General features: G+C 31.5%; 9 protein-coding genes. 6 read left to right on the top strand and 3 right to left on the bottom strand.

From position 1 onward, the window contains the following. Nucleotides 1-220 precede the first annotated feature (220 nt). A complete protein-coding gene (gene ydiK, locus HACICURV3402_RS02015; protein WP_157992913.1) occupies nucleotides 221-1,288 on the bottom strand; it encodes an AI-2E family transporter YdiK in 1,068 nt (355 codons plus the stop codon). A 628-nt stretch (nucleotides 1,289-1,916) separates the two neighbouring features. Here ydiK and tgt point away from each other — a divergent pair. The 3 genes from tgt (at nucleotide 1,917) to secF (ending at nucleotide 7,141) form a co-directional block, all read left to right on the top strand. Further along, complete coding sequence (gene tgt, locus HACICURV3402_RS02010; protein WP_157992677.1) at nucleotides 1,917-3,032, top strand: tRNA guanosine(34) transglycosylase Tgt; 1,116 nt, start codon at nucleotides 1,917-1,919, stop codon at nucleotides 3,030-3,032. Between the two features lie 1,312 nt (nucleotides 3,033-4,344). Next, entirely contained in the window at nucleotides 4,345-6,180 is a 1,836-nt protein-coding gene (gene secD / locus HACICURV3402_RS02005) for a protein translocase subunit SecD (RefSeq protein ID WP_157992676.1), read from the top strand. A 16-nt stretch (nucleotides 6,181-6,196) separates the two neighbouring features. Then, nucleotides 6,197-7,141: a protein translocase subunit SecF gene (gene secF, locus HACICURV3402_RS02000; RefSeq protein ID WP_408609269.1), complete on the top strand. Its 945-nt coding sequence runs from the start codon at nucleotides 6,197-6,199 to the stop codon at nucleotides 7,139-7,141. 63 nt (nucleotides 7,142-7,204) lie between these two features. Here the strand turns inward: secF and prmC are convergent, their stop codons facing one another. Continuing rightward, nucleotides 7,205-8,038 (bottom strand): peptide chain release factor N(5)-glutamine methyltransferase, encoded by an 834-nt coding sequence (gene prmC / locus HACICURV3402_RS01995; RefSeq protein WP_157992675.1) that lies wholly within the window; start codon nucleotides 8,036-8,038, stop codon nucleotides 7,205-7,207. Then, nucleotides 8,038-9,120 (bottom strand): peptide chain release factor 1, encoded by a 1,083-nt coding sequence (prfA, locus tag HACICURV3402_RS01990; protein ID WP_157992674.1) that lies wholly within the window; start codon nucleotides 9,118-9,120, stop codon nucleotides 8,038-8,040. The genes prmC and prfA overlap by 1 nt, the downstream gene beginning before the upstream one ends. A gap of 1,479 nt (nucleotides 9,121-10,599) precedes the next feature. Here prfA and lolB point away from each other — a divergent pair. The 3 genes from lolB to HACICURV3402_RS01975 all read left to right on the top strand — a co-directional run bounded on the left by lolB (nucleotide 10,600) and on the right by HACICURV3402_RS01975 (nucleotide 13,351). Further along, a complete protein-coding gene (gene lolB, locus HACICURV3402_RS01985; protein ID WP_157992911.1) occupies nucleotides 10,600-11,274 on the top strand; it encodes a lipoprotein insertase outer membrane protein LolB in 675 nt (224 codons plus the stop codon). An 11-nt stretch (nucleotides 11,275-11,285) separates the two neighbouring features. Next, nucleotides 11,286-12,146, top strand: coding sequence for a 4-(cytidine 5'-diphospho)-2-C-methyl-D-erythritol kinase (ispE, locus tag HACICURV3402_RS01980; protein WP_157992673.1), 861 nt, complete (start codon nucleotides 11,286-11,288; stop codon nucleotides 12,144-12,146). A 257-nt stretch (nucleotides 12,147-12,403) separates the two neighbouring features. Further along, nucleotides 12,404-13,351 (top strand): ribose-phosphate pyrophosphokinase, encoded by a 948-nt coding sequence (locus tag HACICURV3402_RS01975; protein ID WP_157992672.1) that lies wholly within the window; start codon nucleotides 12,404-12,406, stop codon nucleotides 13,349-13,351. Nucleotides 13,352-13,399: the final 48 nt, after the last annotated feature.

The following is a 13,399-nucleotide window of genomic DNA, read 5'->3' as shown; positions in this document are numbered from 1 at the left end:
TAAATTAATGGCCTGAGGTGATTTACATGTTTTTTTCCATTAAATTTTATTATTTCTATAAAGTCAGTTCCTGACTTGATATATTGAATGATCTAAATGGATAATAAAAATTATCATAGATAGAGAGAGAATTTAACTAAAAATTAAAATTTCATATAACATATGATTTTTAATATATTGATTCATTATCAATGTCTAAGACATATAATATGATTATTAATTATCTGTGATGTGGAGGAGAAGGGGTTTCCTCAATCCAGGAACATATTACTCGATACGAGATTGCTAAAACTACTGGTCCAATAAATAATCCAATAATTCCAAAAGCTAATACACCTCCAATTATACCAAAAAAAATAAGAGTTATCGGAAGATCTGCTCTTTTTCTAATTAAAAGAGGTCTTAGGATATTATCTATAACTCCTACTAAACAGCTCCAAATTAATAAAATCGTACCTCCTGTTGTATTATTGATCCAATAGAGCCAGATAACTGCTGGTACTAAGATAATTAGCGGGCCTAATTGTACTAGACATGATAGGATCATAAAAATAGTTAGCATTGATGAAAAGGGGATTCCAGATATACTTAACCCAATACCCCCAAGTATTCCTTGCACCAATGCAGTCACTACTACGCCAAGAGCTACGGCTCGAATAGCTTGTACCACAAAAATAACAGATTTATCACCACGGCAATAAGATAATCTAACAATTAAATGATGTATTCGATGACTCACTTCTTCTCCATGCCAATATAGTGGAATACTAAAGAGGAGCATCATGCCTAGATCTATCATAAATTGACCGATATGACCAGCTTGAGTAAAGAAAAAGCTAGTAGTGCGACCAATATATGGTTGTATTTGATTAACAAGAATGGCTGAACTACCATCAATTAAATAGTGATATATTATGTAAAGTTTTTTTCCTATTAACGGGTAATCTTGTAGATATGATAACTCAGGAAATTGTATATGTTTACTTCTGATCCAATCAATGATTATGCCACCATTTTCAACTAAACTGTTAATCAAGAGAACAAGAGGAATTATAAAAATTAAAATTAAAACAAATACCATTGTAATAACTGCTAGCGATCTTCTTCCATATAGAACGTGTTGAGTTTTCAGCATAAAAGGCCAGGTTGCAATTACGATTATACTAGCCCAGGTAAATCCCACTAAAAAGGGTTTAAGTATCCATAAACAAGTGGTAATCATTAGGAAAAAACATAGCAGTGAAAGTATGGTTTTATGCCAATCAGAATTACTTTTTATTTTTTCCATGTGCATAATGTTACTTTGACCTATAATTTAATATATTTTGTATTTACTATTAAAAATAGATAAAACTTTGATTATTTATGTATGACTAGTAATATTATAAGAATATCTATTCTTGATAGATAACGTTATAATGCATGATATATTTCTGATTTTAGATATAGATCTATGTAGTATAAATCTATAATTTAATCTTATTTTATGAAGAACGCGTTGAGTATTAAATGCAATTCAATCATTTTTTTAAGCGGTTGTAGTGCAAAATACTGGGTTAGATTAATGCGATTCTAAGATTAATTAGCATGTATAATATTATTATACAGTTTTATTTTATAATATATTTAAATAAATATATGCTTTTTAAGCAATTAAAATTTAATATATCGCTTTTTTAAAACAGCTCTTTTCGTTGATGTTCTATATGAATAAGAATGAAGATAATTATTTTAAATCATAGGCTATTTCTTATGTATTGAGAGTCTTTGTTATGTTGGTCCTTGTGTATTCTAATAAAAAGAGAATTAAGGGGTGTTTATATAAAATAGGTTCTGTATTATAAATACCATACAAACTTTTTTTATATGAATGTGTATATCTAAAGTCAGCGGGCGATAGTTTCTATGGAGAGAAAGTGAAGTTTATATTACATTCTACTGATGGATTCGCTAGACGAGGTTGTTTGATTTTTGATCGCGGTATAGTAGAAACTCCAGCATTTATGCCTGTGGGTACTTATGGCTCAGTCAAAGGAGTGAGCTCAGAAGAGTTGCATAATACAGGTTCTCAGATGATTCTTAGTAATACTTTTCATTTATGGTTGCGTCCAGGAACCAAGATTATTAAGATGCATGGTGATCTTCATAATTTTATGAAGTGGCAGGGTCCAATTCTTACCGATTCTGGTGGGTTTCAAGTATTTAGTTTGGGATCCACTAACACTATTAGTGAAGAAGGAGTGTTTTTCCGTAATCCGATTAATGGTTCCGAGGTCTTTCTTGATGCAGAACGATCGATGGAAATTCAATGCGCACTTGGTTCAGATGTTGTAATGATCTTTGATGAATGCATGTCATATCCTTCTTCCTGGAAGGATACTGAGCGCTCGGTGAAGAGATCATTAAATTGGGCCAAACGAAGTCGTGATCGATTTGAGTCCTTAGGAAATAAAAATGCATTATTTGGTATAATTCAAGGTGGAATTTATACTGATTTGCGAGATATATCAGTGCAAGGATTATTAGAAATCGGTTTTGACGGGTACGGTATAGGAGGTCTGGCAGTTGGAGAGCCTAAAAAGGATATGCAAAAGATTTTAAAATATGTCTGCCAGAAACTATCAAAAGACAAACCTCGTTATTTAATGGGTATTGGCAGACCAGAAGATTTAGTAGAAGGCGTTTGTTGTGGCGTTGATATGTTTGACTGTGTAATGCCAACACGCAATGCTCGTAATGGATATCTTTTTGTTTCAGATGGAATCATAAAAATTCGTAATACCAAATATAAAGAAGATACGGCATCGCTTGATTCTCAATGCGATTGCTATACTTGTCTGCATTATAGTCGTGCTTATTTACATCACTTAGATCGGTGTAAGGAAATGTTAGGTGCTCGTTTGAATACAATTCATAACTTACATTATTATCAGTCTTTAATGTCGAATTTACGTCAAGCTATTACACAGGGTGTATTACATCAATTTGTTCATGATTTTTATAAAAAAATCAGTGGTATACAACCAAGATAAATTTTCTTTAGATAAAGAAAAATGAAAATTTTAGTTAGATTTCATTTGATTTACAGGGGAAGCTATTATATATGAAATATATATGTCATTTTCTTTCTGGTTTATGCAATATTTATCTTGCAGTATTTCATTACTACAAGATCTTCTTAAGATATATATATCTTAATATGGCATTTTAGGAAAAAATTAAGCATATTATCTTGTATAAAAGAATAATTTAAAATATATTTTGGCAAATGGTAGATAGTGAATCTATTTTCAAATGAATGCATATTACATTATATAATATCATATAATTATGTATGAAATATGAGATTGAACTCTCATTTAGTAGCATAATTATAAGGAGAGATTTAACGTATAAAGAAGAATGTCATATGTGTATTTTTTGTTCATTTTTATATTTTTATTTTTATCTGTTGGCTTTAATTTGATCAATTTTCATTATGAATTGTAAAAACTATTATAAAATAATTTAGTATATTTTACTTAAAAAATTAAGTAAGTATTTACTATGGTAGAGATTGTTGATTGTTTTAAAAGATGATTATTGCATTACATACGAGAGATAGTAAGGTTTATAAATTAGGACAAATAAGATTCACACGTTGATTTCAAGATATATGTTATATTTTGTGTATTATAGATGTCTTCTAGAAGAATTAAAGTTAGTAATATAAAAAGAAGAGTCATATTTGTTTGATAAAAATAAGAATCTTATTTTCGTTGAAAATAAGATTCTTATTTTTATCAAACAAATATGAAAAATAGATGATATTTTTAATTATTGTAAGTAATCGTTTAGGTATTTTAGTGTAAGACTATTTATTTTAGTTAGTATTGGGGTCTGGATTTTATCTTTATTATTATGAGGTTATGATTTGTGATATGATACGTGTATTTTATTATTCTATTTTATTTATTTCTCCATGGAGATCGCATTATTCAACATAGTGTTTAGTGTCAGTGTGTAAGATTGCTTAAACCCTCTCATCCGTATTAGTGCACGTCTTTATAATGCACTCATTGGTTGATGAGGTGTGATGATTTGATAACTGACATTATCAGTTATCTTTTGCAGTTAGATGATTAAGATAACGTAATTATACAATAATTGATTCTGAATTGTATTGATAATATTGTGTTTAATATTAGTGATGAAAAAATCAACTAAAATAAGAAATTGATATTATTACTTTATATCAATATCAATAACCAGGTTTCATTAGATAAATACAAACAATAATTAAAATGTACTGCATAATATTTAAATTTTAGTCACATGTTATTATGTTGCTTAAAGGAAACTCCTGTGTTAAATCATTATCCTTTATGGAAGTATTTGATTTTATTAATTATATTGTTTTTTGGTTGTTTATATGCACTGCCTAATCTTTACGGTGAAGATTCGTCTATTCAAATTACTGGTTTACATGGCAATATTCTCCATGAGAATACATTAGTTCAGATTGAAAATTTGTTAAAAAAGAATCATGTGGAGAGTAAATCTATTGCTTGGAAGAACGGGTCTGTCCTGGTTCGCTTTTCTAACACGAGCTTGCAGTTGCAAGCTCGTGAAGTCATTACAAAATCTGTAGGTAAAAATTACATTGTGGCATTGAATCTTTCTCCAGCAACGCCACATTGGTTGTCATCTCTTCGTGCAGAGCCAATGAAGCTTGGTTTAGATCTTCGTGGTGGAATCCACTTCCTTATGGAAGTAGATATAGATAGTGCGTTATCGAAGTTACAACAGGAGAATTTAGAAAATTTACGTAGTGATTTATATGATAAAAAAATCCCTTATATTGAATTAAGTAAAAGTAATTTTTTTGGTCTAAAAGTAGGTCTTTTAGATCAGAAAAGTCGAGATAAAGTAAGAAGAGATATCCTTTCTCATTATCATGATATAGTGATCCATAACAGTTCTTATAATTTTTTAACCGTAGAAGTTAATGACGAAAGAATTCGTTCAGCACGTGAATATGCAATAGAGCAGAATATCAATGTATTGCGCAACCGCATTACACAATTAGGATTAACAGACGCTATCATTCAACGTCAAGGTAATACTTTTGTTGTTGTAGAGTTGCCAGGGATTCAAGACACTGCGCGGGCGAAAGAAATTTTGAGCTCTATGGCGACGCTAGAGTTTCGTTTGGTGAATATGCATATTAATATTGATGCCCTTTTGCCTCAAGATTCAGAGCTGAAATATACGAGAGATGGCCAAGCACTGGTGGTGCACAAGCATGTGATTTTGACTGGCGATCACATTATTCACTCTACTACTAGCATTGATGAATATAATCAAATACAAGTTAATATCTCTTTAGATAGAGAGGGTGGTCGCATTATGTCTAACTTTACCAAGGATCATATTGGTCAAGCTATGGCAACTATATTTATAGAATATCAGGGTAGTGGTAAGAAAGATATACGCGGTCGTGCAATATTAGAAAAGCATGATGAGATAATTAACGTAGCATATATTCAATCACAGCTAGGAAGTAGTTTTCGTATTAGCGGAATTAATAATCAGAAAGAAGCGCGTCACCTTTCTCTTTTATTGCGTTCAGGGGCTTTTGTTGCACCAATACAGATTGTAGAAGAACGTATTATTGGTCCTACTATGGTAGAACAAAATATAACTCAGGGACTAGAAGCTTGTTTATGGGGGGTCATTGTTTCTATTCTATTTATGGTTTTACGATATAAATTATTTGGTTTAGTAGCTTCTTTAGCGTTATTAGCAAATTTAGTACTAATTATTGGAATTATGTCTTTGCTACCTGGAGCAACATTAACAATGCCAGGTATTGCTGGTATTGTACTAACTTTAGTAGTAGCAGTAGATGCTAACGTTCTGATTAATGAACGGATTAAGGAGGAATTGCGCAATGAGCGTTCTATACAGATGGCAATTCATCAAGGTTATAAAAGGGCATTTTCTAGTATAATAGACGCAAACATAACTACATTAATTAAAGTAATTGTTTTATACGTACTAGGTAGTGGTTCTATTAAAGGATTTGCCATTACAACTGCCATTGGTATAGCCACTTCTATGTTAACTGCTATTATTGGTACCCGTGCTATAATTAATCTTATATATGGCGGAAAGCGAGTAAAAAAGTTATCTATATAAGAGATAAGGAGAGTGAGTGTTACAAGTACAAAGTTCTGTCAATATGACTCATAAGAACACAATTATTGATTTTATGAGATGGAATAAAGTAGTCTTTTTATGTTCAATTATTTTATTAATAGTTTCAATAAATATTATCGGTATGTATGGTTTTAATTGGGGTCTGGATTTTACTGGCGGAACAGTTATCGAGATGAAATTAGAGAGACCAGTGGATTTAGATTTAATTAGATCTAGTTTGAAGAAAATCGGATTGATTCAACCTCAAGTACAGAATTTAGAGAGCGTTTATGACCTAATAGTGCGAATAGAACCAAAAGAAGATATTAAAGGTACCGCACTTAGCTCTACAGTTCTTAACACTATTAATACATCAATAGGACAGAATGTTGTTGTAAAACGAATTGAAGTTATAGGTCCTCGTGTAGGTAAGGATTTAGCGAGAGATGCAGTGATAGCGCTTATTTCAGCGTGGATATCTATTTTTATTTACATTTCTTATCGTTTTTCTTGGAAACTCTCCTTAGGAGTTGTGTTAGCTTTAATACACGATGTAGTTCTTACTTCGGGTCTTTTATCTCTGTTTCAAATAGAAATTGACTTAACCATTATAGCTTCTCTTTTATCTATAATAGGGTATTCTCTCAATGATAAGATTGTGGTGTCAGATCGTATTCGCGAGAATTTTCTTACAATTATTTCATATTCACCTTCTTATATTATTAATCTTTCCTTAACGCAAACTTTAATACGCACTATGATTACTTCATTAATTACTCTGGTGATGGTTTTGGTTCTTTTTATTTTTGGTGGAACGTTATTAAAAGGTTTTTCATTAACGATGCTTCTTGGTATCATTATTGGTACTATTTCATCGGTTTATGTTTCTTCTTCTTTGGCCTTAGAGATAGGGCTACAACGAGAGAATATCCTTTCTGAGGATGTAGATACAGAGGATTAAGATGAAAATTTTCATCTTTATTTAGCTAATATTTATTAAAAATTAGAAATAAACGGGATTAATTTAACAAAGAAGACCGAAGGTTACACGATCATTGCCGCCATAATCTTGAGAGGTTTTTATTTGACAAAAACCATTATCTTCTAGAATGATCCGGACATATTTGGCTTGTTTACATCCATGCTCTAAAAGCAACCACCCTCCATGAGTTAAATAATTTTTTGCCTGTTTAGAGATTAGTTTAAGATCTGCTAGACCGTTATCACTAGAAATTAGTGCATTTTTTGGCTCGAAACGAAGATCCCCTTCTAGTAAATGTACATCAGATTCATCTATATAAGGTGGATTACTAGCAATAATAGAAAATTGTCGCTTTCCTATAGTAGAAAACCAGTTGCTAGGTATAAAAAAGACATTAGTACATCCTAATTTAATTGCATTACATCTTGCTATTTTTATAACAGAAAGAACATTATCAATTCCAAGAACCTGACAGTTTTTACGCTCGCTGGCAATAGCAATCGCGATTGCGCCACATCCGGTTCCAAGATCTAGTATGGAACAAGTTTTATCAGAAGGAATGCGGGTTAATACTTCTTCTACTAAAATCTCACTATCTGCACGAGGGATGAGTACATCAGGCGTAACATCGAAGCTCATAGACCAGAACTCACGCTCCCCTGTTAGGTAGGAGATAGGTGTTCCAATAGCACGCTGTTGGAGTAATTTTTCTAATTGTGCTAAAATAGAGGGGCTTAGAAAATTATCATCAAATGCAATGATCCAAGAGCGGGGCTTTTCTATAACTATCGATAACAGGATCTCCGCATCAAGTTTTGGACTAGTACTATTAGCAAGTTGTGCTATAGCGGTTTCTATCCAATGACGTATTTGCATTAATTCTCCTCAGAAAGAGATACTAGTTGATCTGCTTGATATTCTTGAACTAGAGGATCAATTAGCGTATCTAACTTACCATTCATTGTCTCTTCTAGGCGATAGATAGTTAAATGAATACGATGATCTGTTATACGACCCTGTGGAAAGTTATAGGTTCGATGACGATCAGATCGATCGCCACTGCCAATTAAATTTCGTCTTTCTGATGATGTTTCTTTTTGACATCGAGTTTTTTCAGCTTCCCTAATTCGCAAACTGAGAACTGCTAGTGCTTTGGCTTTATTTTTATGTTGAGAGCGTTCATCTTGACACTCCACTATAATTCCGCTAGGAATATGAGTAATTCGGATGGCTGAATCAGTGGTATTAACATGTTGCCCCCCTGCCCCGGAAGAACGAAAAGTATCAATTTTTAAATCTGATATATTAATAACTGGTAGTTCTTTTTTTGGAAGATCAGGCATTACTGCTACCGTACAAGCTGATGTATGGATACGGCCTTGTGATTCAGTTTCTGGTACGCGTTGTACTCTATGTCCTCCTGATTCAAATTTTAGTCGACCATAAGCCCCGTTACCAATAATTTTAGCTACTATTTCCTTATATCCACCTAGCTCACCTTCATGAGCGCTCATTACTTCAATAGTCCAGTTTTTAGAGTAAGCATATCTACTATACATACGGAACAAGTTACCAGCAAAAATTGCTGCTTCGTCACCACCAGTTCCAGCACGAACTTCTAGATAGCAATTTCGTTTATCATTAGGGTCTTTTGGTAAAAGAAGATTCTGTAGATCTTGTTCTATGGTTTGGCTATAAGCACGCGCTTTCTGTAGCTCTTCTTGTACTAGTTCACGCAGTTCTGGGTCGTGAAGCATTGTTTCAGTACTTTGAATATCTTCTTGGTTTTTTTTCCATTGACTAAAGCACTGGATAACGTTGGTTAACTGAGTATATTCATGTGATAAAATGCGAAAGCGTTCTGGATTATTAATTACTCTAGTATCATCAAGCATCGATTTAACTTCTATATAGCGTTCCTGTAATGTTTCCAATTTAGTGATAATAGAAGAATGCATGTATATTATTTTATCCTTTCGATATGATAAAGAATTTTAAGAGAATAAAAAATAATGTTCTAATTATTTTCTGTTCTGTTTTTAAAAAAATTACTATGAGATAGGTTAATGTTGATTAAATTGAACATGATAAATATATAAAATGGTATGGTTTTTGTTAATTCTGATTTCATCATTGGAAATAGAGTTTTAGTTGTGATAGATTAGGTATTATTGAATTAGGATTTGGCGAATCAGGTGTGAATACTTTGATATTAATTATTGAAGTTTATTAATTTGAATTTAATTATTATTATTGATTTAGTTAGTAGAATTATCTATTTTGTATACACATCGTTTTTTTACTGAAATTGTGATTGTCTAATTTAATTTAATAATTACAATAAATTATATTTTATTTTGGTTGGTTCTGATATTTTATAATAAATCGATCTACTGATTATTAGATTACGTATCTTTCTGGTCAATGTAGTGAAGTAGTATTAAAAAATAAAATAATTTATTAGTTTATAAGATTATGTTATAACTTAATATAAGAGATTATATAAAAATATATTATAAATATTTTTATTATTACAATATATTATTTTATTGACAGATGAATAATCTGTGATTTTTGACTTAGATATGAAGTCTACTAGTTATTGCATTTTTTAAAATATATTATCATTTTTATATCTATTATTATTTTATTTGATCTGTCTATCTCTAGAAGAGGGGTGTTGATAGATTTACATCTATCTTGGTAATATTGAAACTACTTGTTATACTTTATTATAAAGTATAACATAATAGAGTATCACATACTATAATAACAGAGATGTCTATTAGATCGTGTTTTTTTTATGATATATTACCGTTGGATGTGAATTAAGATAGAGGTATTCTCATTATATAAATATAAGAAGCATATAAATATAAGAAGCACTCTACATTAATATTATATTGTTATTCTCCGGTTTATAAACTGAGCCATTTATTAATGGCTTGATTAATCTAATTTTTATAAAAAGTACGAGTTGTTTTTTGTTCTGATTTTTTTATTTCTTTTACAAAAAATAAATTATGAATTGAATGATAGATTTTAGAATTAGATATAGGATGGTTATTAATATATATTTTATAATATAAGTCCGAACCTGGTTTTTTAGAAAATAAAATTTTATTTATTTTACAATATTAATTGTTCTGAGAATGCAGAACAATTAAGAGTTACATGACATCATATCAATGATATTAATAAGGATTTGTATTCATTGATATATCAATAGATTAAAAGATTTATTAGGTTAGAAGTTTATTAGATTTATCGATTGTCTGTCTTAGCAAAGTTAAGAGTGTATTAAGCATTTTGATGACAAATTAACTTAGATCATTTATAATCTTTAATCTTACGATAAAAGATATCAAGTTCTAAATAATTTATTTTATTAAAGAAAATAATAGGTTTTAGAAAAAAAACACATTATGTTATAATTTATATTTAGGATAAAGGGAATCAGACCACTGAATATTATACAAGGACGTAAAATTATTATTTTTGTATTCTACCACCGTTTCTTCGGGGTAATTTTTTTTCTGGGAATCTTATTTTCATCTTGTACCTTTCACGAGCAAGTCAAAAAATATAGTTTAACAAATATGTCTCCTCAGTGGCATGAGCACCAAAAGTTAATCCAAAGTATTACGCAATATCAAATTCGCGGTGTCTTATGTTGGTTTTATGATGACCAGAAAGGTTCTGCTCATTTTAATTGGTATCAGAAGTCACCTGATCATTATCAATTGTTATTAACTAATCCATTAGGTATTACTATTTTTCAAATAAATCAGGAAGAGAAATCTACATATTTGATATGTAAGTTAAGTGGTTGTCCTATTAATGATGATCCAGGAGATGTGATTTTTAAAATTACAGGTATGAATATCCCGCTAGAAAATTTTCATCAGTGGATCATGGGCTTGCCAGGAAAAGGAACTACTTTTTCTATTGATGAAAAATCCCATTTAAGTGAGGTGATCTTTAATGATCATGGACAATATTGGCATATTCTATTATTAGAATATCGTAGTACAAATAATTTACCTCCAATGCCTTCTAGAATTGAGATACGTCAAGGTCATAGGCATATTATGTTATATGTAGATGGCTAAAAATAATTTCAATGATTAAATGGCCTTCTCCAGCAAAACTTAACTTATTCCTGTATATTACAGGTCGTCGTCAAGATGGATATCATTATCTTCAGACGTTATTTCAGTTTCTTGATTATGGTGATACTGTATCCATTGTAAGTAATCAAAGAGGGACTCTTCAGCTCATCACTCCTGTCGCTGATATTAAAGAGGAAAATAATCTTATCATACGCGCTGCAAACCTTTTACGTATTCAAGCGGAAATACATGGAACGTTATCTACTAAAGTCGGAGCAACTTTCTCTATAGAGAAACGTATACCTATTGGTGGCGGGTTAGGAGGTGGATCATCAAATGCGGCTACAGTTTTAATAGCACTCAACTATTTATGGAATACTAGATTTAGCTTAAAACACCTATCATTACTAGCTCTACAACTTGGCGCTGATGTTCCAGCATTTATATGGGGTCTTACATCATTTGCTGATGGCATCGGTGATCGATTAATACCTCTTTTATTGGATGAGAAATGGTATTTAATAATTTATCCTAGAATTAGTATCTCCTCTTTTCAAGTTTTTAGTGATTTTCATTTGACAAGGGATACACCTCGTCGTCATATAAAAGATTTATTATTACATCCTTTTCATAATGATTGTGAACGTATTGTGCGTAAGCGATGTAATGAGGTTGAAACGGTGATTTCTTGGTTGTCAAGATACGCTTCACCACATATGACAGGTACAGGTTCTTGTATTTTTGCAGAATTTAACACTAAGAAGGCGGCGTTAAATATATTAAATCGTATTCCCGAACAGTGGCAAGGGTTCGTGGCGCGTGGGGTTAATACATCGCCCTTGCATACTTTTTTTAGTAGAATAGTTAATTAGTATAATTTTAACCATTTAATTCAATTTTAACTTTTTTTGGATTAGAGGAAGCAAGTGCAATAAAGAAAAAAACTGTGTTCTAATTTTACATGTTTTCTACATTGAAGATATTTTTTAAATCAGATCACTTTATTGGTATTGTTGTAATATTACAGATATTGTATTTAAGTTAGGATTTTATAGAAAGATGTACATTTTTAACTATCATGTTATTTCGAAAATATCACTTTCTAAGTGCCAATCCTGAGGTTTTTCTTGTGCCTAATATGAAGTTGTTTGCTGGTAATGCTGTTCCAGAGTTGGCACGACGTATTGCTAATCACCTTCATACTAGTCTATGTGACGCTGCAGTGGGTCGTTTTAGCGATGGTGAGGTCAGTGTACAAATTAATGAAAATGTGCGTGGGGGTGATATTTTTATCATTCAGTCTACTTGTGCGCCAACTAATGATAATTTAATGGAATTAGTTGTTATGATTGATGCTTTACGTCGTGCTTCTGCTGGTCGTATTACTGCTGTAATGCCTTATTTTGGTTATTCTCGTCAAGATCGTCGAGTTCGTTCGTCTCGTGTCCCCATCACTGCTAAAGTAGTAGCGGATTTTCTTTCTAGTGTTGGTGTAGATCGAGTTTTGACTGTAGACCTTCATGCGGAACAGATTCAGGGTTTTTTTGATGTTCCAGTTGATAATGTTTTTGGAAGTCCAATTCTTTTAGAAGATATGTTGAAAATTGGATTAGAAAACCCAATTGTTGTTTCTCCAGATATAGGTGGAGTAGTGCGTGCACGCGCTATTGCTAAATTATTACATGATACAGATATGGCGATTATTGATAAACGTCGTTCTCGCGCCAATGTATCACAGGTGATGAATATTATTGGTGATGTAGCAGGCCGTGATTGTGTTATAGTTGATGATATGATCGATACTGGTGGTACTTTGTGTAAAGCGGCAGAAGCTTTAAAATATCAGGAAGCAAAGCGTGTATTGGCTTATACCACTCATCCTATTTTTTCAGGCAATGCAGTAAAGAATCTTCAAAATTCAGTAATTGATGAAGTTATAGTTTGTGATACCATTCCTCTACCTATCGAGATTCAAGCATTACCTACTGTTCGAACGCTTACGTTATCAGGGATGTTAGCTGAAGCAATACGCCGTATTAGTAATGAAGAATCAATTTCAGCCATGTTTGAGTATTAAGTATCAATTCTTTTCCAAAATATATAATTTTGATTTATATATGATTGG

It is taken from the genome of Candidatus Erwinia haradaeae, from assembly GCF_900698925.1.
In the GTDB taxonomy this organism is placed as follows: domain Bacteria; phylum Pseudomonadota; class Gammaproteobacteria; order Enterobacterales; family Enterobacteriaceae; genus Erwinia_E; species Erwinia_E haradaeae_I.
Note: the sequence above shows the minus strand (reverse complement) of the source record. Positions and strands in the feature narration are given on the sequence as shown.